This window comes from Xanthobacter pseudotagetidis (genome assembly GCF_043194795.2).
In the GTDB taxonomy this organism is placed as follows: domain Bacteria; phylum Pseudomonadota; class Alphaproteobacteria; order Rhizobiales; family Xanthobacteraceae; genus Xanthobacter; species Xanthobacter tagetidis_A.
Genome location: NZ_CM195534.1, coordinates 2246561 through 2273555 on the forward strand (window position 1 = coordinate 2246561; position 26995 = coordinate 2273555).

General features: G+C 69.8%; 22 protein-coding genes. 16 read left to right on the top strand and 6 right to left on the bottom strand.

Annotation, left to right across the window (positions count from 1 at the left end; translation table 11 throughout):
* Positions 1 to 53 precede the first annotated feature (53 nt).
* Positions 54 to 296 (top strand): hypothetical protein, encoded by a 243-nt coding sequence (locus V5F67_RS10305; RefSeq protein WP_394019516.1) that lies wholly within the window; start codon positions 54 to 56, stop codon positions 294 to 296.
* A gap of 8 nt (positions 297 to 304) precedes the next feature.
* On the opposite strand, the gene mgtE is transcribed toward V5F67_RS10305, so the two are convergent.
* Both mgtE and V5F67_RS10315 read right to left on the bottom strand, forming a co-directional pair.
* Positions 305 to 1672 (bottom strand): magnesium transporter, encoded by a 1368-nt coding sequence (gene mgtE / locus V5F67_RS10310; protein ID WP_394019514.1) that lies wholly within the window; start codon positions 1670 to 1672, stop codon positions 305 to 307.
* A gap of 404 nt (positions 1673 to 2076) precedes the next feature.
* On the bottom strand, positions 2077 to 2688 hold the full coding sequence (locus tag V5F67_RS10315) for a carbonic anhydrase (RefSeq protein WP_394019512.1): 612 nt from the start codon (positions 2686 to 2688) through the stop codon (positions 2077 to 2079).
* Between the two features lie 889 nt (positions 2689 to 3577).
* Here V5F67_RS10315 and urtA point away from each other — a divergent pair.
* From urtA to V5F67_RS10345, 6 genes are all read left to right on the top strand, one after another.
* On the top strand, positions 3578 to 4816 hold the full coding sequence (gene urtA / locus V5F67_RS10320; protein WP_394019702.1) for an urea ABC transporter substrate-binding protein: 1239 nt from the start codon (positions 3578 to 3580) through the stop codon (positions 4814 to 4816).
* A gap of 264 nt (positions 4817 to 5080) precedes the next feature.
* Positions 5081 to 6736 carry an urea ABC transporter permease subunit UrtB gene (gene urtB, locus V5F67_RS10325; RefSeq protein ID WP_394019510.1) on the top strand — a complete coding sequence of 552 codons (1656 nt, stop codon included), beginning with the start codon at positions 5081 to 5083 and terminating at the stop codon, positions 6734 to 6736.
* 190 nt (positions 6737 to 6926) lie between these two features.
* Complete coding sequence (gene urtC / locus V5F67_RS10330; protein WP_394019508.1) at positions 6927 to 8054, top strand: urea ABC transporter permease subunit UrtC; 1128 nt, start codon at positions 6927 to 6929, stop codon at positions 8052 to 8054.
* Positions 8055 to 8188: 134 nt separating this feature from the next.
* Entirely contained in the window at positions 8189 to 8929 is a 741-nt protein-coding gene (gene urtD, locus V5F67_RS10335) for an urea ABC transporter ATP-binding protein UrtD (RefSeq protein ID WP_394019700.1), read from the top strand.
* A 171-nt stretch (positions 8930 to 9100) separates the two neighbouring features.
* Positions 9101 to 9796: an urea ABC transporter ATP-binding subunit UrtE gene (gene urtE, locus V5F67_RS10340; RefSeq protein WP_394019506.1), complete on the top strand. Its 696-nt coding sequence runs from the start codon at positions 9101 to 9103 to the stop codon at positions 9794 to 9796.
* A gap of 121 nt (positions 9797 to 9917) precedes the next feature.
* Complete coding sequence (locus tag V5F67_RS10345; RefSeq protein ID WP_394019504.1) at positions 9918 to 10628, top strand: urease accessory protein UreE; 711 nt, start codon at positions 9918 to 9920, stop codon at positions 10626 to 10628.
* A gap of 145 nt (positions 10629 to 10773) precedes the next feature.
* Here V5F67_RS10345 and V5F67_RS10350 read toward each other — a convergent pair whose 3' ends face one another.
* Positions 10774 to 11235, bottom strand: coding sequence for a hypothetical protein (locus tag V5F67_RS10350; RefSeq protein WP_394019502.1), 462 nt, complete (start codon positions 11233 to 11235; stop codon positions 10774 to 10776).
* 142 nt (positions 11236 to 11377) lie between these two features.
* Positions 11378 to 11881 carry a hypothetical protein gene (locus V5F67_RS10355; RefSeq protein WP_394019500.1) on the bottom strand — a complete coding sequence of 168 codons (504 nt, stop codon included), beginning with the start codon at positions 11879 to 11881 and terminating at the stop codon, positions 11378 to 11380.
* 360 nt (positions 11882 to 12241) lie between these two features.
* Between V5F67_RS10355 and V5F67_RS10360 the strand changes: the two genes are divergently transcribed.
* Both V5F67_RS10360 and V5F67_RS10365 read left to right on the top strand, forming a co-directional pair.
* Entirely contained in the window at positions 12242 to 13000 is a 759-nt protein-coding gene (locus V5F67_RS10360; protein WP_394019498.1) for a TlyA family RNA methyltransferase, read from the top strand.
* Complete coding sequence (locus V5F67_RS10365) at positions 13000 to 14232, top strand: class I SAM-dependent RNA methyltransferase (protein WP_394019496.1); 1233 nt, start codon at positions 13000 to 13002, stop codon at positions 14230 to 14232. The genes V5F67_RS10360 and V5F67_RS10365 overlap by 1 nt, the downstream gene beginning before the upstream one ends.
* Before the next feature lie 347 nt (positions 14233 to 14579).
* Here the strand turns inward: V5F67_RS10365 and V5F67_RS10370 are convergent, their stop codons facing one another.
* Positions 14580 to 15242 (bottom strand): alpha/beta hydrolase, encoded by a 663-nt coding sequence (locus V5F67_RS10370; protein ID WP_394019494.1) that lies wholly within the window; start codon positions 15240 to 15242, stop codon positions 14580 to 14582.
* Positions 15243 to 15650: 408 nt separating this feature from the next.
* Between V5F67_RS10370 and V5F67_RS10375 the strand changes: the two genes are divergently transcribed.
* The 7 genes from V5F67_RS10375 (at position 15651) to V5F67_RS10405 (ending at position 23201) form a co-directional block, all read left to right on the top strand.
* Positions 15651 to 16862, top strand: a complete 1212-nt coding sequence (locus V5F67_RS10375) for a cysteine desulfurase family protein (RefSeq protein ID WP_394019492.1) — start codon at positions 15651 to 15653, stop codon at positions 16860 to 16862.
* 101 nt (positions 16863 to 16963) lie between these two features.
* Positions 16964 to 18442: a Fe-S cluster assembly protein SufB gene (sufB, locus tag V5F67_RS10380; protein ID WP_394019490.1), complete on the top strand. Its 1479-nt coding sequence runs from the start codon at positions 16964 to 16966 to the stop codon at positions 18440 to 18442.
* 210 nt (positions 18443 to 18652) lie between these two features.
* The gene (gene sufC, locus V5F67_RS10385) at positions 18653 to 19399 is read left to right on the top strand and encodes a Fe-S cluster assembly ATPase SufC (protein ID WP_394019488.1); all 747 of its coding nucleotides are present in this window, start codon (positions 18653 to 18655) and stop codon (positions 19397 to 19399) included.
* Between the two features lie 11 nt (positions 19400 to 19410).
* Positions 19411 to 20736 carry a Fe-S cluster assembly protein SufD gene (sufD, locus tag V5F67_RS10390; RefSeq protein ID WP_394019486.1) on the top strand — a complete coding sequence of 442 codons (1326 nt, stop codon included), beginning with the start codon at positions 19411 to 19413 and terminating at the stop codon, positions 20734 to 20736.
* Positions 20737 to 21131: 395 nt separating this feature from the next.
* Complete coding sequence (locus V5F67_RS10395; protein ID WP_394019484.1) at positions 21132 to 22385, top strand: cysteine desulfurase; 1254 nt, start codon at positions 21132 to 21134, stop codon at positions 22383 to 22385.
* A complete protein-coding gene (locus V5F67_RS10400) occupies positions 22382 to 22753 on the top strand; it encodes an SUF system Fe-S cluster assembly protein (RefSeq protein ID WP_394019482.1) in 372 nt (123 codons plus the stop codon). Before V5F67_RS10395 ends, V5F67_RS10400 begins: the two co-directional genes overlap by 4 nt.
* 7 nt (positions 22754 to 22760) lie before the next feature.
* Complete coding sequence (locus V5F67_RS10405) at positions 22761 to 23201, top strand: VOC family protein (RefSeq protein WP_394019480.1); 441 nt, start codon at positions 22761 to 22763, stop codon at positions 23199 to 23201.
* Positions 23202 to 23311: 110 nt separating this feature from the next.
* On the opposite strand, the gene V5F67_RS10410 is transcribed toward V5F67_RS10405, so the two are convergent.
* Complete coding sequence (locus V5F67_RS10410) at positions 23312 to 26968, bottom strand: sensor domain-containing protein (RefSeq protein ID WP_394019478.1); 3657 nt, start codon at positions 26966 to 26968, stop codon at positions 23312 to 23314.
* Positions 26969 to 26995: the final 27 nt, after the last annotated feature.

The following is a 26995-nucleotide window of genomic DNA, read 5'->3' on the forward strand; positions in this document are numbered from 1 at the left end:
CCCGGCCGCGCCGCCGTTTTCCCTGAAGGCTGGCCGACGCAGGGAGACGTTTCATGAGCCACTCGGACCTCGACCGCCTGAAGGCCGACGCCTCCGGCAATACCGGTCTGTCGGAAGCGCTGGAACTGGCGGTGGGCGGCTTCTCCGACCAGCGCGAGGCGCTCGACTTCCTCGCCGCCCGCGGCTTCCACATCCCGCCCGAGGCGCTCGCGAGCGAGGCGCGCGCCGCGCCGGCGGAAGGGGAGGGCGGCTATGGCGCGCTGATGCGCTTCATCGCCGAGCGCCGGCTTGCCTGAGGGGCCCCTCACAGGATGGTGCCGTGGAGGAACATCCACGCCACCGAGAAGTAGATGACGATGCCGGTCACGTCGACCAGCGTGGCGATGAACGGCGCCGAGGCCGTGGCGGGATCGAAGCCGAGCCGCTTCAGCGCGAACGGCAGCAGCGAGCCGGCGAGCGAGCCGAAGGTGACGATGCCGATCAGCGCCGCGCCGATGGTGGCGGCGAGCAGCTTCCAGTACTCGCCGTAATCGAAGATGCCGGCCTCCTGCCAGACGGCGATGCGGATGATGCCGATGACGCCGAGGATGGCCCCGAGCACGATGCCGGTCGGCAGTTCGCGCACCGCCACGCGCCACCAGTCGCGCAGCCTCACCTCCTGCAGCGCCAGCGCGCGGATGATGAGCGAGGTGGCCTGCGAGCCGGAATTGCCGCCCGAGCTCATGACGAGGGGGATGAAGAGCGCCAGCACGATGGCCTTCTCCAGCTCGTCGGCGAACACCTGCATGGCCGAGGTGGTGAGCATTTCGGAGAGGAACAGCACGCACAGCCAGCCGGCGCGCTTCTTGATCATCTGGAAGAAGCCGATGTCGAGATAGGGCTCGTCGATGGCCTCCATGCCGCCCATGCGCTGCACGTCCTCGGTCTGCTCCGTGATGATGGCGTCGATCACGTCGTCCACGGTGGCGATGCCCAGCACGTGCCCGGTGGTGTCCACCACCGGAACGGCGAGCAGATCGTACTTGCGGATGGTGCGGGCCACGTCCTCGCGGGTGGCGTTGGGGGCGACCGTGATGGGGGCGTAGGGCTGTGCCACCGTCAGGATGTTGTCGTCCGGCGCCCCGAAGATCAGGCGCCGCAGCGTCACGACGTTTGTCAGGCGCCGGCTCGCCGGGTCGAGGACGTAGATGGCGTAGACGGTCTCGCGGGTGCGCTCCACCTCGCGGATGTGGTCGAGGGTCTGCTTCACGCTCCAGTCGGAGGGCACCGAGACGAACTCGGTGGTCATCAGCGCGCCCGCCGAGTCCTCGGGATAGGTGAGCAGGTGGTCGATGGCCGCCCGCGCCTCCGCCGTGAGGCCCTCGCGCAGGGCGGATTTCTTCGGCTCCTCGATCCAGCGCAGCACGTCCGCCGCGCGGTCGGAGGACATCCCTTCGAGGAACGCCGCCGCCTTCTCCTCGGGCAATGTCTCGATCACCTCGCAGGCGTTGCGGAAGGGAGGCTGGTCCAGCACCTCCACGCCCCATTGCAGCGGCATGTGGGCGACGATCTCGGTTGCCTCCTCGACGCTCTTTCCATTCAGGAACTCGACGATGTCGGCGACGTGCTCCCGGCCGAGGCTGGAGGCGAGGGCGGACGGCTCGGTGGCCTGGAGGATCCGGTCGACGTTCATCTCGGTTCTCCTTGCCGCTTGCACGGCCGCGTTTGACGGGGGCGCCGCGCCCCGCGCGCGGGTCCCGTGCCATCCTCCGACGAAGCCTCCGCCCAGCGTGCCGGATCGCGAAGGTCCAGGTTGATATGTCCCAAGGTCATGACAGGATTAACGCGATCCGGAGCCGGATTCCGCCCCGGACGCGACGGCCCGGCGGGCATGGGCTTCGGCGGCCGGCGCCGGCCGACTTCCCATACACCGGGGCGCCGGCCGCGTCGCCCTTGATGACCTATCCCGGCCGATCGACTCGCGATGAGGCTATCGGTGCGCAAGGCGGGGCGTGGGAGCTCTTCCGGCCCGCGCTCCATCATTAAGTTAGAGGGCGATTCACCGATCAAATTGGTTCAACTTGATCGGATCGCGCTCTAGACGGGTTCGAACGCGCCGTCGGGTCCGAGCAGTTCGAGCCGGCCGGTGGCGACGCCGAAATAGGCGCCGTGGAGCTGCAGCGCCCCCTCGGCCACACGCTCGGACACCCAGGGGAAGCTGCCGAGGTTGGAGAGCGAGAGCTTCACGCAGCAATGCTCGCAGAAGCGCTGGCGCTCTTCCGGCGGCAGGTTCGCGTCCTGCGCCAGGCGCCGCGCCGGCTCGGCGATCGTCATCCAGCCGGCGACGAAGTCTTCCGCGCCGGGCGGGGCGCCGTCGAGCAGCGCCTGGACGCCGCCGCACTGGGCGTGGCCGAGCACCACCACGTGGTTCACCTTCAGGACCCGCACCGCGAACTCGATGGCGGCCGAGGTGCCGTGATAGTTGGCGTCTGGCAGATAGGGCGGCACGAGGTTCGCCACGTTGCGCACGATGAACATCTCGCCCGGACCGGCATCGAAGATCATCTGCGGGTCGACGCGGCTGTCCGAGCAGGCGATGACCATGGTCTGCGGGCTCTGTCCGCGTGCGGCGAGGCGCTCGAAGGTCTGCTTGCGCTCAGGCCAGGCCAACTCACGAAACCGTCTGTAGCCGGAGATCAGATCGTCCACGGGCGTCCCCTCGTTTTGCGGCGCAGCAGGGAAAGGGGAGTTTGTTGCCGGCGTCAAGCGTCGATCACGCCTCGTCCGCAGGTTCGGGCATGCCGGTTCGGGCGTTGCGGTCCAGCTCTTGGTAGCGGATGCGCTCAAGGTTCCCGAAGGGCAGAAGAATTTCTTTCGCTCAAGCTTCGGAACGTCTCGAAATGAAGAGGAGTTCAGTCTTCATCATGCTTCAGGAGGAAGACACATGCGCGGTTTGCTCTTGTGGATCATGGGCGTTCCTCTTTCTGTGATCGTCCTGCTCTATCTCTTCAACGTTCTCTGACGTGCCATAGCGCCCGGATGAATATCGCCAATGCGGGAGCGCGCAGCCGCGCTCCCCGCCGGGCCGGCTTTCGACAATCTCTGCCTTGAAAGTGTGCAAAGTGAACGGCGCGGACGAAGGCGCCATCACTTCACGGCCGCGTTTCCGCTTAACGATCCTGATCGGAGACAGCCTTCACGGCCTGCTATGCCCTGATTATGCGCAGACCAGTTCGCGGGCGATTGCACACAATTCGGATGGGCGTGATGCCCAGAAATCGACCTGCTGACCCCCTCGATCGTCGAGTATGACTAATTTATATGCAATTTGTGGGCTGACTCCGGCGTTCCAGGCTGCGGAATCGGTTCTTTTCGCAACGTCAGCCAAGCATCTTCTTCCTTGCGCCCCCTTTCGGTGCGCGCCGGGGCGGACGTTTGCCGGGCCGCCCCCGGGCGGGTGGCACGCGGCTTGCTCACCTCTGCCGCGGGCTGGGTCGCACCGGCCGCACAACAGGGGAGAGAGCGAATGCTCGGTTTGCTGGGACAGGCGACCAAGGGAGTGGGGGCGCTTGCTGCCGCCGCCGTCATCGCAGGGACGATGGGGATCGGCGCGGCCAAGGCGCAGGAGACCATCAAGGTCGGCATCCTGCATTCACTGTCGGGCACCATGGCCATCAGCGAGACCACGCTGAAGGACGCGATGCTCATGCTCATCGAGGAGCAGAACAAGAAGGGCGGCCTCCTGGGCAAGAAGCTCGAGGCCGTGGTGGTGGACCCCGCGTCCAACTGGCCGCTGTTCGCCGAGAAGGCGCGCGAGCTGATCACCAAGGACAAGGTGGCGGCGGTGTTCGGCTGCTGGACCTCGGTGTCGCGCAAGTCGGTGCTGCCGGTGTTCAAGGAGCTGAACAACATCCTCTTCTACCCGGTCCAGTACGAGGGAGAGGAGAGCGAGCGCAACGTGTTCTACACCGGCGCCGCGCCGAACCAGCAGGCGATCCCGGCGGTGGACTATCTCGCCAACGACGAGAAGGTCGAGCGCTGGGTGCTCGCGGGGACCGACTACGTCTACCCGCGCACCACCAACAAGATCCTGGAGGCCTACCTGAAGTCCCGCGGCGTGAAGGCCGAGGACATCATGATCAACTACACGCCATTCGGTCATTCCGACTGGCAGACCATCGTCGCCGACATCAAGAAGTTCGGCTCGCAGGGCAAGAAGACCGCCGTGGTCTCCACCATCAACGGTGACGCCAACGTGCCGTTCTACAAGGAGCTGGCGAACCAGGGCATCAAGGCTACCGACATTCCGGTGGTGGCGTTCTCGGTGGGCGAGGAAGAGCTCGCCGGCATCGACACCAAGCCGCTGGTGGGCCATCTGGCCGCCTGGAACTACTTCATGTCCATCGACACGCCCGAGAACAAGGCGTTCATCGACAAGTGGCACGCCTTCACCAAGGACAAGAAGCGCGTCACCAACGATCCCATGGAGGCCCATTACATCGGCTTCAACATGTGGGTGAAGGCGGTGGAGAAGGCCGGCACGACCGATCCGGACAAGGTGATCGCGGCGCTGCCGGGCATCAAGCAGGCCAACCTCACCGGCGGCATCTCCGAGATGCTCCCGAACCACCACATCACCAAGCCGGTCTTCATCGGCGAGATCGAGGGCGACGGCCAGTTCGACGTGGTGTGGAAGACCAAGGAGCTGGTGCCGGGCGACGCCTGGTCGGACTTCCTCGACGGCTCCAAGACCCTGGAGGCCGACTGGGTGAAGTACAATTGCGGCAACTACGACACCGTCCAGAAGAAGTGCCTGGGCGCCACCGCCGCCAAGTGAGGGCTGTGGCGTGACCAGCCGGGCCTGACCCGCACCCGAGGACATCCGGCGGCACGAACGCCGCCGGGTTCATCCGAGGGACCGCCGGCCGGCTTTCCCGAGACGTCGCCGTGCCCGGCGCGGCCGGTTGGACCCGATCCCCTGCCGCGCCCGGCGTGCGGCAGGGCCCGATCCCCGGAGGACGTGCCCGTTCCGCAAGTCCGCGTCCCTCCGCCGCTCCGGCGGCAGCTCTCCCGCCGCGCGATCAAGGACGCCCGAGATCCCATGAAGATGCTGCCCATGAAGATGTCCCCGCAGCTTCGCCGCCGCCTGTTCCTGCTGCCGCTTCTTCTCCCGGCGCTCCTTCTCATCCTCGCGGCCGTCGGCCCGGCGCCCGCCCGCGCCCAGGGCGCCGACCTCGCGCCGATCGTCGCGAAGTTCGCCAATGACAGCTACGGCGACACGGCGGATGCGCTCGCGGCGCTCTCCGCCACCGGCTCGGACCAGGCGGCGGCCATCGTCGCGGCGCTGGCCGAGGGCCGGCTGGTGTTCGATCCCTCCACCAAGGCGGTATTCATCCGCACGCCGTCCGGCGCCGTGACCGACGCTGCCACCGGCGCCGCCGTCGCGAGACCGCCCGCCGCCCTCACTGCGGTGCGCGCCAACAACCGCGTGCGCCGGGCCATCGAGGCGGCGTCCGGTGCGCTCTCGCTGCTCAACCCCGACGCCGGCAAGCGCCGCGCCGCCGCCGCCGCGGTGTTCAAGTCGCGCGATGCCGCGGCTCTGGAGACGCTCGACACCGCCATCGCCAAGGAGCAGGTGCCGGACGTGAAGGCGGCGTTCGAGGACGCCCGCGCCGCCATCCTCATCAACGCGCCCTCCGCCTCGGAGGCCGACCGGCTCGCGGCGGTCAAGCGCATCGCCGCCCGTGGCGACCAGGAATCCCTCGCCATGCTGCGCGCGGTGCCCGCCGACGCGCCTGCGCCGGTGAAGGCGGCGGCCGCGGCCGGCATCGCCGCGGTCGAGCGCAACCTCGCCTTCTGGAACGTGGCGCAGAATATCTGGTACGGCCTCTCGCTCGGCTCCGTGCTGCTGCTCGCCGCCATCGGCCTCGCCATCACCTTCGGCGTCATGGGCGTCATCAACATGGCCCATGGCGAGATGGTGATGCTCGGCGCCTACACCACCTTCGTGGTGCAGGAGATCATCCGCAATTCGGCGCCCTGGCTGTTCGACTGGTCGCTCACCATCGCCCTGCCGCTGGCCTTCGTCTTCACCGGCCTCGTCGGCATCCTGATCGAGCGCACGGTCATCCGCTTCCTCTACGGGCGCCCGCTGGAGACCCTGCTCGCCACCTGGGGCGTGTCGCTGATCCTGCAGCAGGCGGTGCGCACCGTGTTCGGCCCCACCAACCAGGAGGTGGGCGCCCCCTCCTGGATGAGCGGCGCGTTCCAGGTGGGGCAGATGTCCATCACCTACAACCGCCTGTGGATCATCGTCTTCTCGCTCATGGTGTTCTTCGCCTTGCTGCTGATCCTGAAACGCACCTCGCTCGGCCTCTATGTGCGGGCGGTGACGCAGAACCGGCGCATGGCGGCGGCCATGGGCATCCGCACCGGCCGCATCGATGCCCTCACCTTCGGGCTCGGCTCCGGCATCGCCGGCATCGCCGGGGTGGCGCTGTCGCAGATCGACAATGTGAGCCCGAACCTCGGCCAGGGCTACATCATCGACAGCTTCATGGTGGTGGTGTTTGGCGGGGTGGGGAACCTCTGGGGCACGCTGGTGGGCGCCTTCACGCTGGGCGTCGCCAACAAGCTCCTGGAGCCGGTGGCCGGCGCGGTGCTGGGCAAGATTCTGCTCCTGGTCTTCATCATCCTGTTCATCCAGAAGCGCCCGCGCGGCCTGTTCGCGCTCAAGGGCCGGGCGGTGGAATCGTGAGGGGCGCTCACCCCTCCCTGCGGCACCGAGCGTCGGCGGCCGTCATGGCCGGACTTGTCCCGGCCATCCACGCCCCGCGGCCGGGCGCATTCGATCGGGCGTCGCGCTGCCGGCTCGGCGCGGATGGCCGGGACAAGACCGGGCATGACGCCTCCCTCGGGGCGGCTGAGGCAGAAGGGAGCATCCGCACATGACCGGCGCGCGCATCATCGACCGCACCGGGGCGGTGTTCCTCGTGGTGCTGCTCGCCGTGGCGGTGCTGGTGCCGGTGCTGAACCTGCTGGTTCCGCCCGGCAACCCCTTCCACGTGCCGGACTACATGATCCCGCTGTTGGGCAAGTATCTCGCCTTCGCGCTGCTCGCGGTCTCGGTGGACCTGGTGTGGGGCTATTGCGGCGTGCTCTCGCTCGGCCACGGCGCCTTCTTCGCGCTCGGCGGCTATGCCATGGGCATGTACCTGATGCGCCAGATCGGCGCGCGCGGGGTCTACGGCAACCCGGTGCTGCCCGACTTCATGGTGTTCCTGAACTACAAGGAGCTGCCCTGGTTCTGGTGGGGCTTCGACATGTTCCCGTTCGCCATGCTGATGGTGCTGCTGGTGCCCGGCGCGCTCGCCTTCGTGTTCGGCTGGTTCGCCTTCCGCTCGCGGGTGACGGGCGTGTACCTCTCCATCATCACCCAGGCCATGACGTTCGCGCTGATGCTGGCCTTCTTCCGCAACGACATGGGCTTCGGCGGCAACAACGGCCTCACCGACTTCAAGGACATCCTCGGCTTCCCGGTGCAGGCGGCCTCCACCCGCATGGCGCTGTTCCTCGCCACCGTGGCGGCGCTCGCCGGCGGCTACGTCCTGTGCCGGGCGGTGGTCACCTCCAAATACGGCAAGGTGCTGGTGGCGGTGCGCGACGCGGAGAGCCGCACGCGGTTCCTCGGCTACCGGGTGGAGAACTACAAGCTCGTCGCCTGGGTGCTCTCGGCCATGCTGGCGGGCGTCGCCGGGGCGCTCTACGTGCCGCAGGTGGGCATCATCAACCCGTCCGAGTTCGCCCCCGCCCAGTCCATCGAGATGGTGATCTGGGTGGCGGTGGGCGGGCGCGGCACGCTGGTGGGCGCGGCGCTCGGCGCGGTGATCGTCAACGCCGGCAAGACCTGGTTCACCGGCGCCCTGCCGGAGGCGTGGCTCTATGCGCTCGGCGCGCTGTTCGTGGTGGTGACGCTGTTCCTGCCCAAGGGCGTGCTCGGCCTGTGGTCCAGCATCTGGGCGCGCCGCAGGGCGGCGGCCGCGCCGCCCGTCCCCCGTCCCGAGCCGGCGGAGTGAGCGCCATGGCGTCCCCGCATCTGCCCATCTCCTCCGCCGATCCCTATGCGGTGAAGTCGCCCGGCGTCTACTCGCTGGAGGCGGAGCTTGCCGACGTGGCGCGCGCGCAGAACCGCGTGCGCGACCCGCTCGCCATGACGTCGGCGCTGCTCTATCTCGACAACATCACGGTCTCGTTCGACGGCTTCCGGGCGCTCAACGCCTTGTCGCTCGCCATCGACGAGGCGGAGATGCGCGCCATCATCGGCCCCAACGGCGCCGGCAAGACCACCATGATGGACGTCATCACCGGCAAGACGCGGCCCAATGAGGGCGTCGCGCTGTTCGCCGGCGTCAACGACCTCACCCGCCTCGACGAGGCGGCCATCGCCCAGCTCGGCATCGGCCGCAAGTTCCAGACCCCGACCGTGTTCGACATGCACACGGTGGAGGACAACCTGCTGCTGGCCATCAAGGAGAGCCGCGCGCCGTTCGCGAACTTCTACTGGCAGCGCACCCCCTTCGAGCGCGAGCGGACGGACGAGCTCCTGGAGCGCATCCGCATGACCGACCACAGGAAGCGCAGCGCCTCCGAGCTCTCCCACGGCCAGAAGCAGTGGCTGGAGATCGGCATGCTGCTGGCCCAGGAGCCGCGCCTGCTGCTGGTGGACGAGCCCGCCGCAGGCATGACCGACCAGGAGACGGCGGACACGGCGGTGCTGCTCAAGGAGATCGCCAAGACCCGCGCCGTGGTGGTGGTGGAGCACGACATGCAGTTCGTGCGCGACCTCGACGTGAAGGTGACGGTGCTGCACGAGGGCTCGGTGCTCGCCGAGGGCTCGCTCGACCAGGTGAGCGCCAACGAGCGTGTCATCGAAGTCTATCTCGGGAGGTGAGGGAATGACGGGACGCGAGGTGGCTCCCTCTCCCCCACGGGGAGAGGGATGGGGTGAGGGGGCGCGCCGCCTGGGCGTCGCGCACGATTCCCCGCCTTTCTGGCCCCTCACCCTGGCCCTCTCCCCGTGGGGGAGAGGGAATGGTGCCCTGTGCCCGGAGGAGCGCGCGCCATGCTGAAGGTGGACAATCTCGACCTCTATTACGGCGCCGCCCAGATTCTCAAGAAGGTCTCGGTGGAGGCGAGGACCGGCGAGGTCACCTGCGTGCTCGGGCGCAACGGCGTCGGCAAGACCTCGCTGCTGCGCGCCATCGTCGGCCAGCGGCCCATCGCCGGCGGCTCGATCATGCTGGACGGAAAGGAGATTTCCCGCCTGCCCACGGTGGAGCGCGCGGCGCTGGGCATCGGCTTCGTGCCGCAGGGGCGCGAGGTGTTTCCCCTCCTCACCGTGAAGGAGAACCTGGAGACCGGCTTCGCCCGCCTGCCCGCGAAGGAGAAGTACGTGCCGGAGGAGGTGTTCCAGCTCTTCCCGGTGCTGAACTCCATGCTGAAGCGGCGCGGCGGCGACCTCTCCGGCGGCCAGCAGCAGCAGCTCGCCATCGGCCGCGCGCTCACCACGAGGCCGCGCCTTCTGGTTCTGGACGAGCCGACCGAGGGCATCCAGCCCTCTATTATCAAGGACATCGGCCGTGCCATCGCCTATCTGCGCGACCGCGGCGACATGGCCATCGTGCTGGTGGAGCAGTATTTCGACTTCGCCAAGGAACTGGCCGACAGCTTCATCCTCATGGAGCGCGGCGAGGTGGTGGCCAAGGGCGACCGGAGCGGCCTCGACGGCGACGAGGTGCGCCGCCTGATGGCGATCTGAGGCGGCGGAGGCGTTGCCGGACCACCGGGACGACACCATGGCGCGAAGGGAAATCCTGCTCTAGTCCTGTCGGCACGCGCCGACCCCGCCCGGCGCCCGAGAGAGCTTGAGGGACAGTCACATGAACCGCGCCATCGCCATGGTCCGCCGCCCCGCCGTCAAGGACGACAAGGTCGCGGACGAAGTGGTCCTCGACCATCGCGCCCGCTACGGCCGCAGCTTCGCCTTCACCACCGCCGGAGGCCTCCGGATCGTGCTCGATCTCGACAAGGCGGCCCTGCTCGACGACGGCGATGCGGTGAGGCTGGAGGACGGGCGCCTGGTGCGCGTCAGGGCGGCGGCGGAGGACCTCCTGGAGGTGACCTCGCCGAGCCCGGCGCGGCTCCTGAAGGCGGCCTGGCATCTGGGCGGCCGCCATGTTCCGGTCGAGATCGCCGAGGGCGCGGTCTACGTGGCGCGCGACGGCGCCGTCGCCGAGCTGGTGCGCGGCCTCGGCGCGGCGGTTCAGGAGGTGCGGCGGCCGTTCCGCCCGGAGAAGGGCGCCTTCGAGGCGGCCGAGGCGCATGCCCACGGCCACCACGACCACGGCCACCACGACCATGGGCATCATGACCATTCTCATCATGACCACGATCATCGTGGCCATGCGCACGGGGATGGCTGCGGCTGCGGCCATGAGCACGGCCATGAGCACGGGCATCACCATGAGCACGGGCATTCACATGACCACGGCTCGGCCGCCCGTGCTCACGAGCACGCGCATGAGCACGGGGGCGGCTGCGGGCACGAGCACCACGGCGAGGGCCATCATCACGGGCACAAGCACGACTGAGCGTCGCGGCCGGTGGGCGGGCGCTCGCCTCGGGCCGCAGGCGACCGCCCTAGCGGAACGGAGCGGCCGCCTTGGGCGCGGCCGGGATCGCTGCCGATCCGCCCCGATTTGCGCCGGGCCGGCCTGAACCGGCCTCTGAACCGGTCTACTTGGCCTTGCAGGCGGCCTCGAACTGCGCCACCGCGGCGGCGGCGCCGTCGAGGGTGATCTGGCGCTTGGCGCCCTTGGTCTCGATGGTGAGCTGCTTGCCCTTCGCCAGGGCCTTGAGGTCGGCCATCTTGCCCTTGGCCTCCACGTTGATGGCGCCGCCGTCCTCGTCCGCCACCGCCTTGCCGGTGAAGGTGCGGCTCACCGCGCCGGCGGTGAGGATGGCGCGGGCGGCGGCGTCCTTGGCGAGGCCCTTGGTGCCGATCATGGGCTGGACGATGATGTCCTCGGAGCCCTTGTCGCAGAGGAAGAAGATGGCCACTTCCTCGGTCTCCGGCACGCCGAACACCAGCGCGCCGCCCTGGTCGGTCTCGGAGGCATGCCAGGTCATCTTCTGCTGGGCCGCCGCCGGCAAGGTGAGGGCGAGCAAGGCAAGCAGCGGGAAAAGCAGGCGGGTCATGGGATGATCTTCCTGTGATGCGCACGTCGGCGGGCATGTAGCCGCCGTGCGGCATTTCCTAAATTGCATCGGCGCGCATATTAAGGCGTCCCGCAGGCAGGAGAAGCGCCCTCCACCGGCATCGTCCACAGGCGCGCGGGCGTCAGGATGCGCCGAGGCAGGCGCGCCGGAAGTCCGCGAGCTTGGCCTTGGCGCCCGCGAGCGGAATGGCCTCCCGGGTGCCGTCCATGGACACGGTGAGCTGGTCGCCGGAGGCGAAGAGATCGAGCACGTTGGCCTCCAGCGTCACCGCCGCCTCCACCACCAGCCGGTCGCCGGCGCCGCGGAAGGCGGTGGCGGCGAGCTGCATGCGCCGCTTGCCCGCCGCCAGCGAGACCGCGACGCCGTCGCCCGCCTTGATGCGGCCGGCGGGCACGTCGACGGTGAACTGGAGCAGCGCGGCGGCCGGCTGGCAGGCGACCGCGAACAGCGGGTCGGGCACGCGCGAGGCGCCGTAGCGCATGACGTAGGAATCCTCGGCCTTGACGATGGCCCAGGTCCGGGCGTCGGCAGCGGCGGGCTTGGCTGCGGGCTTGGCCGGGGCGGCTGCGGAATGATCGAGCACGGCCAATGAAAAAAGCAGGCCGAGGAGGAAGGCGCGGCGCATGGGGTCTCCAGCCGAAGAACGGGTTCAGGCCGGACCCGGATCGGTCCGGATGGCCTTCCCGTAAGATATTCCCGGGCGCGCGCCGGTCGGATCGGGGCGATCTGATCGGGCGCTGCCCTGGTTCGGATACGCGGGCAATGCGGGCGTGGACCATTGCATCCCCCCACAGGATGCCGGCCGCCCGCACTCAGGGGTGGTACCATGCCGGCGCCCGGACGGGAATCGGCAGATGGTTTGCGCCACCCACCCGCATCGCATATCACGGCCCGGACCGGCTCGCGACGGGCTTCCGCGATGGCTCGCGGCCCGGTCCCGCAGCGACCTTTGGACTGAACCAGCCCCGGCGCGGGCCTCCCGACGATGACGAACGCATTCCCGATCCATCCCCCGAGTTCCGCGCGCCAGCGCCTTGATCGCCTCCTGGTGGAGCGCGGCCTGTTCGAGAGCCGCGCCCGCGCCCAGGCCGCCATCGCCCAGGGGCTGGTGCGGGTGTCCGGCGTCGTCGTCACCAAGCCCGCCACCGAGGTGGCGCCGGACGCGGAGATCGCGGCGCAGGCGGCGCACGACTTCGTCTCGCGCGGGGCGCTCAAGCTGGAGGCGGCCCTCGACGCCTTCGCCATCGACCCCGCCGGGCAGGCGGCGCTCGATGTGGGCGCCTCCACCGGCGGCTTCACCGAGCTGCTGCTGCGCCGGGGCGCCGCCCATGTGTTCGCCGTGGACGTGGGGCGCGACCAGCTTCATGCCCGCCTCCGGAGGCATCCGGCTGTCACCTCGCTGGAGGGAACCGACATCCGCGCCCTCGCCGCCGGTGCGCTGCCGCCCGTCGATCTGGTGGTGGTGGACGCGAGCTTCATCTCGCTGGCCCTGGTTCTGCCGCCCGCGCTCGCCTTCGCCGCGCCCCGCGCGCGGCTGGTGGCGCTGGTGAAGCCGCAGTTCGAGGCCGGCCGCGCCGCGCTCAAGAAAGGCGTGGTGCGCGATGCGGCGGTGCACGAGGAGGTGTGCGCCAGGGCGCTGGCGCTGGTGGAGACCCTGGGCTGGCGCGGGCTCGGCCTCGTGCCGTCGCCCATCGCCGGCGGCGACGGCAACCGCGAGTTCCTGCTCGGCGCGGAGCGCTTGTGATGGAGCTGCGCCTCACCCGCATGGGCGCCCAGGGCGACGCCGTCGCCGAGGGGCCGTCCGGCCCGCTCTTCGTGCCCTACGCGCTGCCGGGCGAGCGCGTCGCCGCCACCATCGAGGGCGAGCGGGCGCGGCTCGACGCGGTGCTGGAGGCGAGCCCGGAGCGGGCGGCGCCGGCCTGCCGCCATTTCGGCCGCTGCGGCGGCTGCCTGCTCCAGCACTGGGAGCTTGCGCCCTATCTCGCCTGGAAGCGCGGCCTCGTCGCCGAGGCGCTGTCGCGCGAGCGGATCGCCGCCGATGTGGCGCCGGTGGCGGACGCCCATGGGGCGGGCCGGCGGCGCGTCATCTTCCATGCCCGGCAATATGGCGCCAAGAATGGCGCGAAGACCGTGGTGGGCTTCGCCGAGCGCAAGTCGCACGCCATGGTGGATCTCGCCGAATGCCCGGTTCTGGCGCCGGACCTCGCCCAGGCCCTGCCGGCGGCGCGGGCGGTGGCGCAGGCGCTGGCGCCGCGCAACAAGCCGCTCGACATCCAGGTCATCGCCAGCGCCACCGGGCTCGACCTCGACGTGCGCGGCTCCGGGCCGCTGCCGCCGGCGCTGCTCATGGATCTGGCGCAGCTCGCCGAGCGCTTCGGCCTCGCCCGCGTCACCCGCCATGGCGAGCTGGTGCTCCAGCGCGTGGCGCCGGTGCTGATGATGGGCCGGGCGCGGGTGGAGCTGCCGCCGGCCGCCTTCCTCCAGGCCACCGCCGAGGGCGAGGCGCGCCTTGCCGCCGCCGTGGCCGACGGGGTGGCGGGGGCGAAGCGGGTGGCGGACCTGTTCGCCGGCATCGGCACCTTCGCGCTGCGCCTCGCGGAGGGCGCGCGGGTGCATGCGGTGGAGGGCAATGCGCCGGCGGTGGCGGCGTTGCTCAAGGCGGCGCGCGCCACGGCGGGGCTGAAGGGCGTGGAGGGCGAGGCGCGCGACCTGTTCCGGCGCCCGCTGCTGCCGGAGGAGCTTTCGGCCTTCGACGCCGTGGTCATCGATCCGCCGCGCCAGGGAGCCGAGGCGCAGGCGCGCCAGCTTGCGGCGGCGAAGGTGGGGCGCGTGGTCTATGTGTCGTGCAGCGCCACCACCTTCGCGCGCGACGCGCGGGCACTGATCGATGGCGGGTTCCGGCTCGGCGGGGTCACGCCGCTCGACCAGTTCCGCTACAGCCCGCACGTGGAGCTGGTGGGGGTCTTCGAGCGGTAGGAGGCGCGGGCCGGCCGGCGCCCGGCGCCGAGCGCAATCATGCCCCGGCTCTCCGGAAGCCTCCACGCTCCCAGCCGCCGGTATTTTTCAACCGTCGTTATCCTTCAACCGCCGTCATGTCCCAAACCGCCGTGATGCTCCGGCTCGACCGGAGCATCCACGCCTCCAACCGCCTCCAACCGCCTCCAACCGCCCCCAACCGCCGTCATGCTCCGGCTTGACCGGAGCATCCACGCGGCGCGGGTGCTTGCGGAAAGGCCCCTGGGCCCTCCGGTCAAGCCGGAGGGCGACGGCGGGTGTGCGGACAGGGCGCGGAAGCGGCCGTCATGCGCCCAGCGCCGCCTTGCTCAGGCGGCGCTGTCGGTGCGGGCGCCGGGGAGGCGCTTGTCGAGATAGGTGCCCACCACTTCCATCAATTCGTCGGTCTTGCCGTCGAAGAAGTGGTTGGCGCCGGGCACCACCTGCTGCTCGATGACGATGCCCTTCTGGGTCTTCAGCTTCTCCACCAGCGTCGCCACCGCCGAGGTGGGAACCACCGCGTCCTTGTCGCCGTGCACGAACAGGCCGGAGGACGGGCAGGGGGCGAGGAACGAGAAGTCGTAGAGGTTCGCGGGCGCCGCCACCGAGATGAAGCCCTCGACCTCCGGCCGGCGCATGAGCAGCTGCATGCCGATCCAGGCGCCGAACGAGAAGCCGGCGATCCAGCAGGCGCGCGCGTCCGGATTCACCGACTGCGCCCAGTCGAGCGCGGCGGCGGCGTCCGACAGCTCGCCCTGGCCGTGGTCGAACGAGCCCTGGGAGCGGCCGACGCCGCGGAAGTTGAAGCGCAGCACCGAGAAGCCGCGATTCACGAACTGGTAGTAGAGGTTGTAGACCACCGGGTTGTTCATGGTCCCGCCGAACTGCGGGTGCGGGTGCAGGATTACCGCGATCGGCGCGTTGCGGCTCTTGGCGGGCTGATAGCGGCCTTCGAGCCGCCCCTTCTCACCGGGGAAGATCACTTCAGGCATGGGTCTGGACAACCTCTTGAAAGTGCCGCGCGCCTGCGGACGGGAGGTGAGCGAGGACGCCGCGGATGCGGGCGTCGCCCGGCCGGTGCCGCGGGGCTTGTCCTCTGGACAGGGAGGCAGAGGCGGCTTGGGGCACGGATCGCTCTCCCCGCGAAAGAACCATGGGGCCCGCGTCCGCCCGAAAGTCCTGTCGCCGACCGGTCCGAGGCTTGACGGAGCGGCGGTAATGACTTGACTTAGAGCACGACGCGCCTTATCAATTTAGAATAATTCTAATCTATTCCCGCCGGCTGCGCAAACCGAAGGGCGCTGCATTGCGGGAACGGGTGGAGTTTGACCTATGACCGAGATCGCCGGCAAATGCAACCCTCGGCGCCGCCCCGCGTCCGGGTGCGGACGGCTGCCGCGATGAGCGCCGCCGGCATGAACGCGGCCGGCGCCAAGGCGGCGCGCGCCTATCTCGATCACAATGCGTCGAGCCCCCTGCGGCCGGAGGCGCGGGCCGCCATCGTCGAGGCGCTCGACGCCGGCGGCAACGCCTCGTCCGTGCACGGGCCGGGGCGCGCGGCGCGCGCGCGCGTCGAGCGGGCGCGGGGCCAGGTGGCGGCGCTGGCGGGCGCCATGGCGCGCCAGGTGACCTTCACCTCCGGCGCCACCGAGGCGCTGGCCACCGTCCTGCATCCGCAGGTGGAGGTGGCCGGCCGGCCGATGCCCTGCGACGTGCTGCTGGCGAGCGCGGTGGAGCATCCCGCCGTGACGCGCGGCCACCGCTTTCCCGCCGGGGCGCTGGAGACCATTGCCGTGGGCCGCGACGGGCGCATCGACCTCGACGCCCTCGATGCGGCGCTCCAGCGCCATGCGGGGGCCGGCCGCCGCGCCATGGTGGCGCTCATGGCGGCCAACAACGAGACCGGCGTGCTCCAGCCCGTGACCGAGGCGGCGCGCCTGGTCCACACCCATGACGGCGTGCTGGTGTGCGACGCGGTGCAGGTGGCGGGCCGCATGCCGTTCCACATGGGCACGCTGGCGGTGGATTTCCTCGCTTTGTCCGCCCACAAGCTGGGCGGCCCGCAGGGCATCGGCGCGCTCATCGCCGGGCATGCGGACAGCCGCGTCACGCCGCTCATGACCGGCGGCGGCCAGGAGCGCGGGCAGCGCGGCGGCACCGAGGCGGTCGCGCTCATCGCCGGCTTCGGCGCGGCGGCGGAGGCGGCGCGCGCCGGCTACGAGACCGGCGGCGAGCGCGAGCGCCTCGCCGGCCTGCGCGACCGGATGGAGGCGGAGATCGCCGCCCGCATTCCCGGCGCGGTGGTGGTGGGTTCCGGCGCGGCGCGGATTCCCAACACCAGCCTTATTGCTTTTTCCGGCGCGAAGGCCGAAACCCTGGTGATCGCCCTCGACCTTTCCTACGTAAGTGTCAGTGCCGGATCGGCCTGCGCCTCGGGGAAGGTGGGCGCGTCCCACGTCCTGACCGCCATGGGCGTCGACGGGGATCTGGCGTCCGGCACCGTGCGCCTGTCCCTCGGCTGGTCGTCCACCGAAGAGGATGTGGCGCGCGTCGTGGACGCCCTTCAGAAGGCCGTGCCGCAGACCGGCGGTCGCCCGGTCCGCGCGGCGTGAGGCCCGCCCGGCCGGGCGGGTGACATGGATTTCCGCCTTTCAGGGGCGGAGTGGGACTTGACCCGCGGGCCTTGACCCCGCGCGGGAGAGGAGACGAGAAGATGCCTGCGGTCCAGGAGACCGTCGAGCGCGTCCGCGCGATCGACGTCGATCAGTACAAGTACGGTTTCACCACCGACATCGAATCCGAGAAGGCGCCGAAGGGCCTCGACGAAGGCACGGTGCGCTTCATCTCCGCCAAGAAGAACGAGCCCGAATGGATGCTGGAATGGCGCCTCGACGCCTTCCGGCGCTGGCTCACCATGCGCGAGCCCACCTGGGCGCGGGTGAGCTATCCCAGGATCGACTTCCAGGACCTCTATTACTACGCCGCCCCGAAGGCCAAGGCGGGGCCGAAGTCCATCGACGAGATCGACCCCGAGATCCTCAAGACCTACGAGAAGCTCGGCATCCCGCTGCGCGAGCGCGACGCGCTGCTCGGCATCGAGAGCTCGGGCGGCTCCAAGGTGGCGGTGGACGCGGTGTTCGATTCGGTCTCGGTCGCCACCACCTTCAAGGCCGAGCTGGCGAAGGCCGGCGTCATCTTCTGCTCGATCTCGGAGGCGATCCGCGAGCACCCCGAGCTGGTGCGCCAGTATCTCGGCTCGGTGGTGCCGGTGTCGGACAACTTCTACGCCACGCTCAACAGCGCGGTGTTCTCCGACGGCTCGTTCGTCTACGTGCCGAAGGGCGTGCGCTGCCCGATGGAGCTGTCCACCTACTTCCGCATCAACGAGAAGAACACCGGCCAGTTCGAGCGCACCCTCATCATCGCCGACGAGGGCGCCTATGTGAGCTATCTCGAAGGCTGCACCGCGCCCCAGCGCGACGAGAACCAGCTGCACGCGGCGGTGGTCGAGCTGATCGCGCTGAAGGATGCGGAGATCAAGTACTCCACGGTCCAGAACTGGTATCCGGGCGACGCCGAGGGCAAGGGCGGCATCTACAATTTCGTCACCAAGCGCGGCGACTGCCGGGGCGACAATTCCAAGATCTCCTGGACCCAGGTGGAGACCGGCTCGGCCATCACCTGGAAGTATCCGAGCTGCATCCTGCGCGGCGACAATTCCCAGGGCGAGTTCTATTCCATCGCCATCTCGAACGGCCACCAGCAGGTGGATTCGGGCACCAAGATGATCCATCTCGGCAAGAACACCGCGAGCCGGATCATCTCCAAGGGCATCGCCGCCGGCCACTCGGAGAACACCTACCGGGGCCTCGTCTCCGCCCACCGCAAGGCGAGCGGCGCGCGCAACTTCACCAATTGCGACTCGCTGCTGATCGGCGACAAGTGCGGCGCCCACACCGTGCCCTACATCGAGGCGAACAATTCCTCGGCCCAGTTCGAGCACGAGGCCACCACCTCGAAGATCTCCGAGGACCAGATGTTCTACTGCCTCCAGCGCGGTCTCTCCGACGAGGAGGCGGTGGCCCTCATCGTCAACGGCTTCGTCAAGGACGTGCTCCAGCAGCTGCCCATGGAGTTCGCCGTGGAGGCGCAGAAGCTCATCGCCGTGAGCCTGGAGGGCAGCGTCGGCTGACCTCATTCCCACGCCGTCATGGCCGGGCTCGACCCGGCCATCCACGGCCTGCGGCTCGGCGCAGCATCCAGAGCGTTGCGCGAGCCCAAAGGCGTGGATGCCCGGCACGAGGCCGGGCATGACGGGAGCGACAAGCGGCGAAGGCGCGTCAGCGCCGGCGCCGCGGAATTTACGCCCGGCCCGGCCGGCGCACCAACGGAACACGAAGACATGCTCGACATCCGCAACCTGCACGCCCGCATCGACGACCGCGAGATCCTCAAGGGCCTGGACCTCACCATCAATGCCGGCGAGGTGCACGCCATCATGGGGCCGAACGGCTCCGGCAAGTCCACGCTCTCCTACGTGCTCGCCGGCAAGGACGACTACGAGGTCACGGACGGCACCGCCACCCTCGACGGCGAGGACCTGCTCGCCATGGAGCCCGACGCGCGCGCGGCCGCGGGCCTCTTCCTCGCCTTCCAGTACCCGATCGAGATTCCCGGCGTCGCCAACATGACGTTCCTGCGCACGGCGCTGAACGCCCAGCGCAAGGCGCGCGGGGAAGCGGAAATCTCCACCCCCGACTTCCTGCGCCTCGTGAAGGACAAGGCCGGGGCCCTCGGCATCTCCCAGGAGATGCTCCGGCGCGGCGTGAACGTGGGCTTCTCCGGCGGCGAGAAGAAGCGCAACGAGATCCTCCAGATGTCGATCCTGGAGCCGAAGCTCTGCATCCTCGACGAGACCGATTCCGGCCTCGACATCGACGCGCTCAAGGTCGTCGCCCAGGGCGTGAACGCGCTGCGCTCGCCGAAGCGCGCCATGCTGGTCATCACCCATTACCAGCGCCTGCTCGACCATATCGTGCCGGACGTGGTGCACGTGATGCACCAGGGCCGCATCGTGCGCTCGGGCGGCAAGGAGCTGGCGCTGGAGCTGGAGGCTTCCGGCTACGCCGCCTATGGCGACGCGGCGTGAAGGCGGGCGAGATGAACACCGAGATCCGCACCCTGCGCACGGCCGGCGAGGAGGCCTTCGCCAAGGCGGCCGAGGCGCGCATCGCCGCCGAGCCCACGGCGGGCCGCATCAGCGAGCTGCGCCGCGCCGCCGCCGCCGCCTTCGCCGAGCACGGCCTTCCCACCCGCCGGGTGGAGGAGTGGAAGTACACCGACCTGCGCGCCGCCGTGCGCGAGGCGCCGCCGCTCGCCGGCGAGGTCACCGCCGCCGCCGAGGCGGAGGCGAGCCTGCGCGCCATCGCCTTCCCCGGCGCCGAGCGCGTGCTGTTCGTGAATGGCGGCTACGCGCGCGGCGCCTCCCATCTCGGCAGGCTCCCGGCCGGCGTCTCCGCCGTGCCGCTCGCCGCCGCGCTCGCTTCCGGCAGCCCGCTGCTGGAGCGCATCGGCGCGCTGGCGCCGCAGCGCTACGACGCGGCTCTGGCGCTCAACACCGCCATGCTGCACGAGGGGCTGGTGGTCCACGTCGCCGCCGGCGCCAAGGTGGAGACGCCGATCCACATCGCCCACGTCTTCACCGCGGACGCGCCGCTCGCCACCTTCACCCGCGCGCTGGTGGTGGTGGAGGAGGGCGCGCAGGTGGCCTTCATCGAGAGCCACCAGGGGCCGGACGGCATCGCCTACCAGGCCAACGCCGCGAGCGAGTTCTACCTGGGCGACGGCGCCCATGTGGACCTGATCCGGGTGCAGGAGGAGGGCGACAAGGCGCTCCATCTCGGCACGCTGGTGGTGGACATGGGCCGCGACGTGGCCTTCCACGCCTTCCAGCTCGCCACCGGCGCCGCCACCGCCCGCCTCAGCCTCTATGGCCGGTTCTCGGGCTCCGGCAGCCATGCCGGCATCCGCGGCGTGAACCTGCTCGCCAACCGCCAGCACGGCGACGTGACCATGGTGATGGACCACGCGGTGCCCCATTGCGAGAGCCGCGAGCTGTTCAAGACCGTGCTCAAGGACGAGAGCCACGGCGTGTTCCAGGGCAAGATCATCGTGCGTCCCGACGCGCAGAAGACCGACGGGCGCATGATGAGCCAGTCGCTGCTGCTCGGCGAGTTCGCGCAGATGGACAACAAGCCGGAGCTGGAGATCTTCGCCGACGATGTCCAGTGCGGCCACGGCGCCACCGCCGGGGCGCTCGACGACGACCTTCTGTTCTACCTGCTCTCCCGCGGCATCCCGCGCGCGGAGGCTCAGGTGCTGCTGGTGCAGGCGTTCGTGGGCGAGGCGGTGGAATATGTGGAGCAGGAGCCGCTGCGCGAGGCGCTGATGGCGCGCATCGTCGAGCGGCTCGGCAAGGTGGGCTGAGGGGCTCGGTCCCAACCCCCGTCATGCTCCGGCTTGACCGGAGCATCCACGGGCTGGGCCTGGCCCGAGGGAGGGACATAGGCCCTCCGGTCGAGCCGGAGGGCGACGGCAATGAAGGGAACGGCACGCGGGAAAACCTCGTGCCCGCAAGCCCTCCGCCGTCCTTCCCCCTCACCCCATCCCTCTCCCCGTGGGGGAGAGGGGAAAGGCCGACGCCCCGCCGCCGTCATGCTCCGGCTCGACCGGAGCATCCACGGGCGGGCCGGGAAGGCCCGAGGACCACGGGCCGTCCGGTCGAGCCGGAGGGCGACGGTAGCGAGGGGCGTTATCCTCCCGATCCTTTCCGAGACGGGAGAGGGCGTTTACGACTGAAGCACGCTGATCGAGGACCACCCATGACCGCCACCCGCATCGCTTCCCATCCGGCCACCGGTGCCTACGACGTCGCGGCGGTGCGCGCGGACTTTCCCGCCCTCGCGATGACCGTGAACGGCCACCCGCTCACCTATCTCGACAACGCCGCCTCGGCCCAGAAGCCGCGCCAGGTGATCGAGCGCATCGCCCGCGCCTATGAGAGCGAATATTCCAACGTCCACCGGGGCCTGCACTATCTCGCCAACGCCGCGACGGAAGCGTTCGAGCACGCCCGCGAGACCGCCCGCGCGTTCCTGAACGCGGGCTCGGCGGACGAGGTCATCTTCACCCGCTCGGGCACCGGCTCCATCAACCTCGTCGCCAACTCGCTCGGCCAGTCGATCCGGCCGGGCGACGAGATCGTGCTCTCCATCATGGAGCACCATTCCAACATCGTGCCCTGGCATTTCCTGCGCGAGAGGAAGGGCGCGGTGATCAAGTGGGCGCCGCTGCGCGAGGACGACAGCTTCGACCTCGACGCCTTCAAGGCGCTGCTCACCGAGCGCACCCGGATCGTCGCCATCACCCACATGTCGAACGTGCTCGGCACGGTGACGCCGGTGAAGGAGATCGTCCAGGCGGCCCATGCGGTGGGCGCCAAGGTGCTGGTGGACGGCTGCCAGGCCATCGTCCACATGCCGGTGGACGTGCGGGACCTCGACGTCGACTTCTATGCCGTCACCGGCCACAAGCTCTACGGCCCCACCGGCATCGGCCTGCTCTACGGCAAGCACCACCTGCTCGCCGGGATGCCGCCCTATGAGGGCGGCGGCGAGATGATCCGCGAGGTGACGGAAGATACCGTCACCTACGGCGTTCCGCCGCACAGGTTCGAGGCTGGAACGCCTCCAATCGTCCAGGCCATCGGCCTCGGCGCGGCGATGGACTATGTCACCGCCGTCGGCCGCGAGGCCATCGCCGCGCACGAGCACGACCTCGCGCTCTATGCCCAGGAACGCTTGGGAGCGCTCAATTCCCTGCGCATTGTCGGGCGCGCTCCGGACAAGGGCGCCATCGTCTCGTTCGAGATGAAGGGGGCCCATCCGCACGACGTCGCCACGGTGCTGGACCGCTACGGCGTCGCGGTGCGCGCGGGAACCCATTGCGCCCAGCCGCTTTTGGCACGATATGGAGCAACGGCCACCTGCCGCGCGTCGTTCGCGCTCTACAACACGCGCGCCGAGGTGGACCGGCTTGCCGACGCCCTCGTCAAGGCGCAGGATTTATTTGCATGACCGATAACGCGACCGATACGGCGCATTTGCCGAAGATCTCCTCCGCCATTCCGGACGCGGAGCTCACGCGCCTGACCGACGAGATCGTCGGCGCGCTGAAGAGCGTCTACGATCCCGAGATCCCGGTGGACATCTACGAGCTCGGCCTGATCTACAAGGTGGACATCGCCGACGACCGCACCGTGGCGGTGGAGATGACGCTCACCACCCCCAACTGCCCCGCCGCCGCCGAGCTTCCCGGCATGGTGGAGAGCGCGGTCGCCGCCGTTCCCGGCGTCGCCGACGTGAAGGTGGACATCACCTTCGATCCCCCGTGGGACCAGGGCCGCATGTCGGAAGAGGCGCGCGCCACCCTCAATCTGTGGTGAGCCGCCGGTGAGCGGGCCGGGGCCGGATGCCCATGCCGCGCCGCCGCTCGGCGGTGTGCTGGAGACCGGCCTCTATGTGGACGACCTCGCCCGCGCCGCCGCCTTCTACGAAGGCGTGATGGGCCTTGTCCCCATGCTCGCGGACGAGCGCTTCATCGCCTATCCGGTGGGGGCGACGGTGCTGCTGCTGTTCAAGCGCGGCAGCACGCACGAGACCATCGCCATGCCGTTCGGCACCATCCCGCCCCATGACGGGGCGGGCCGGCTGCACTTCGCCTTCGCGGCGGCGGCGGCGGATATCGACCGCTGGCGCGCGCATCTCGCCGCCCACGGCGTCGCCATCGAAGGCGAGGCGCGCTGGCCCAAGGGTGGCACCAGCCTCTATTTCCGCGACCCGGACGGCAACCTCGCCGAGATCGCGACGCCGGGCCTCTGGGCCAATTACTGAGGCGGCCATCGCATCATGGGCGATGTCATGCCCTGGTTCGTCCGGGTGCATCCGGGTCGCGGGCCGGGGGAGGCGCCGAGGCCAAGGCATCCGCGCCTGCGGCGCGGACTCTACGCGGCGGGCGGGGCGCCGCCGTCCTGGCTCAGCGCGCGCGCGAACGCCGCGAAGCTGTCCGCCGGCACCGGACGGCTCCAGAGGAAGCCCTGGCCGAGGGCGCAGCCGTTCTCCTTCAGGAAGTCGCGCTGCGCCTCGGTCTCCACGCCCTCGGCGAGAATGGCGAGATTGAGCGCCCGGCCGATGGCGATGACCGCGCGCACGATCTCCCCGTCCACCGCCGAGCCTGGCAGGTCGCGCACGAAGCTCTTGTCGATCTTGAGCTTTCCGATCGGAAAGCGCTTGAGGTAGGAGAGCGAGGAGTAGCCGGTGCCAAAGTCGTCCACCGCCACCCTCACCCCCAGCGCCGCGAGCTCATTGAGCTTGGTCTTCGCCTCCACCCCCTCGGTGATGAGCAGGCTCTCGGTGATCTCCACCTCCAGGCGCTCCGGGGAGAGGCCGGTCTCCCGCAGGATCTGGGCGTAATGCGCGCACAGGTCCGCCTGCTTGAACTGGCGCGGGGAGAGGTTGACCGAGATGGTGCCGCAGGTCACGCCCTCGGCGTCCCATTGCACCACCTGGCGGCAGGCGCGCTGGGCGACGTACTCGCCGAGCGGCACGATCAGGCCGGTCTCCTCGGCCACGGGAATGAACTGGTCCGGCGTCACGAGGCCGCGCGGGCTCATCCAGCGCACCAGGGCCTCGGCGCCGGTGAGCAGGCCGGTGGACAGCGAGATGATGGGCTGGAAGTAGACGACCAGCTCCTCGCGGGTGAGGGCGCGGCGCAGCTCCGCCTCCATGCCCACCCGGGCCCGCGCGGCCGCCGTCATGGCGCCGGTATAGAAGCTGTAGGTCCCGCGCCCGTTCGCCTTGGCCTGGAACAAGGCGGACCCGGCGTGCTGGAGCAGCTGGCCTCCGTCCGGGTCGTCGTCCGGGAACAGGCTGATGCCGACGCTGGCGCCGAGATAGATGTCCTCGCCTCCGGGCTCCGTGAACGGATCGGTGAAGGCGTCGATGATGCGCGTGGCCTCGGCCGCGGCGTCCTCGGACCCCTTGATGTTCTCGAGCAGAACCACGAACTCGTCGCCGCCATAGCGCCCGATCGTGGTGTCGGCGGACAGCCTGGAGCGCAGGCGCTGCCCGACGGCCTGCAGCATGGCATCGCCGGAGGTCAGGCCGAGGGTCTCGTTGATGGTCTTGAAGTGGTCGAGGTCGATGAACAGTACGGCGCAGCGCGCCTTGGAGCGGCTCACCGCATGGTCGATGAGGGAGAACAGCAGCGAGCGGTTCGGCAGGCCGGTGAGCACGTCGTAGTGGGTCAGCCGGTCGAGCTCCGATTGCGAGCGCCGCGCCTGGGTGATGTCGTGGAACACCCCCACGTAGCGGGGCGCGTCGCCGTTGCCGCTGGGCACCGTGCTGATGATGAGATGCTGGAGGAACACCTCGCCGTCCTTGCGCCGGTTCCAGATCTCGCCGCGCCAGGAGCCGGCGGCGCGAATTTCCTCCCACATCTGGCGGAAGAAATTGCGGTCGTGGCGGCCCGACTGCAGCAGGCGCATGCTTTTTCCGACCGCCTCCGCCTCCTCGTAGCCGGTGATGGCCGTGAAGGCTGGATTGACGGCGGAGATGACCCCCTTGGCGTCGGTCACGACGATGCCTTCGTCGGTGCCGGAGAACACGGCGCCCGCGAGCTGGATGCGGCGCTCGGTCTGCCTTCGCTCGGTGATGTCCTCGGTCAGCCCGACGATGCGCGCAGGCGCGCCCGAGGGGCCGCGGATGGCGAAGCCCTGCGAGACGAAGTCGTGGTAGGACCCGTCCTCGTGGCGCATGCGGTATTCGGCGGCGAATGTGGCGCCGTCGGTGGCCAGCGCATCCTGCCAGAGCCCCGCCATGCGGTGCGCGTCAGCCGGGTGCGCCCGGTCCTGCCACAGGGTCCGCAGGTCCACCGGCGCGTCCGGCGAAATCCCGAGCATTTCCCTCCAGCGACGGGATACGTAGCTTTGACCGGTGACGAGGTCGATGTCCCAGACGCCCTGCTCGGTGGCGCGCACGGCGAGCTCGAACCGCTCCTCGCTCTCCTTCAGGGCGCGCGATGCGGCCCGTCGTTCCGAGGCATCCTGCGACACCACGATGAGGTAGCTCGGCGCGCCGTCATCCTCGCGCGCCAGCGAGACCGAGCAATCGAGCCAGATATCGGAGCCGTCCTTGCGGCGGAAACGCTTCTCGCTTTCCTTGATGTTGGTGGTCTGGCCTTCGGACAGCGCGGCGATGTCGCGCGCGTCCTTCGCCTGGTCGGCGGGGTAGGTGAGGAAGGTGTAGTGCTGCCCCAGGAGCTCCTCGCGGCTGTAGCCGACGAAGGCGCAGAAGGTCTGGTTCGCGCGTAAGATCCGGCCGTCGAGCGCGATGTGGATGATGCCGACGGCCGCCTGCTCGAAGGTGGCCCGGAATCGCTCCTCCGCGGAAGCGAGCGCGCGCGCCTGATCCACCTCGCGCAGCGCCGCCCGCAGCTTCTGGCGCTCGGCGAACAGGAGCCCGATGGCGACCGCCACCACCATCACGGCCGCGGTTGTCAGGCTGGCGAACAGCATCAGCCCGCGTGCGCCGCCCAGCGCCTGCCGGTGCTTCATGGTGGCGATGATGACGCTCTGCCAGAGGGGGATCGTCCTGGCGACCGCGAGCATGTCGTTTCGAGAGGTTCCGGTTACCGCGGCGATCCCGGGCGCGCGCTGGGCATCGTCGGCGAGCGCGGCGAGATCGGCCGGCAGCGGCCGCGTCAGCAAGGGACCTGAAACATCGGCCTGCACCGAACCGAAGTACCAGACGCCGTCGGCCTCCTTGCGTGCAAGGAACGACTGGGTGGCGGCGCCGATCGTCACCGGTCGCGCCAGATAGGGATAGAGGAACCTTGCGGGATCCATCTCCAGATAGAGCGATGCCTGCGCCCTTGCGCCATCGGCGCCGGCGACCGAAACCACATAGCCGTAGCGGTCCCGGCTCCGGTCACGAACGACGACCATGATCCCCTCGGACCCTTGCGCCCGGGCGATCAGGTTGCGAACCGCGTCGCGCGGCGGCCAGTCGTCGCCTTCCCGCAGCAGCCGGCGGCCCTCGGCGCTCCACAGCTCCACGGCGCCGAAGCCGAGGGTTTGCGCGGCGTCGCTGAGGACCGCGCGCAGGTGCTTGTCACTGCCGGGGGCATGCGGCGCCAGGAGGTCGGCGACGATGTCGCGGATGAAGGCGCTGCCGGCGAGCGCGGACGCGGAGGTGAGGCTCTCCTGCCGGTGCCGTGTGAGCGCCTCGATCTGCAGGTCCATGGTGGCCTTGAGGTCGGCCTCTCTCTCTCGCATCAGCGCCCGCGATGCGGAGTTGTACACAAGGGCGCCGACGATCAGTGTGGGGGCGACGATGGCGAGGATGATCGCCGCGGTCGGCAGCAGGCCGAACGGCTGCGCACCCCGCCGATCGTTCCGCGCCATGGCCGCCACCCGCGCCAGCGCCATGGCGAGCAGGGCGGTGGTGATGGCGACGAAGGCGATGCCCTTGAAGGTGGACAAGGCGGCGAGCTCGGACGCGCCGCCGACCTTCTCGATCAGCCAGTCCGACAGGTACACCCAGCCAAGCGCGCCCATCGCATAGGCGAGTGTCGCGCGGATGATGAAGGCCTGGGGAGTCACGGCGTCGTCCGTTCGTGGGACTGTGGT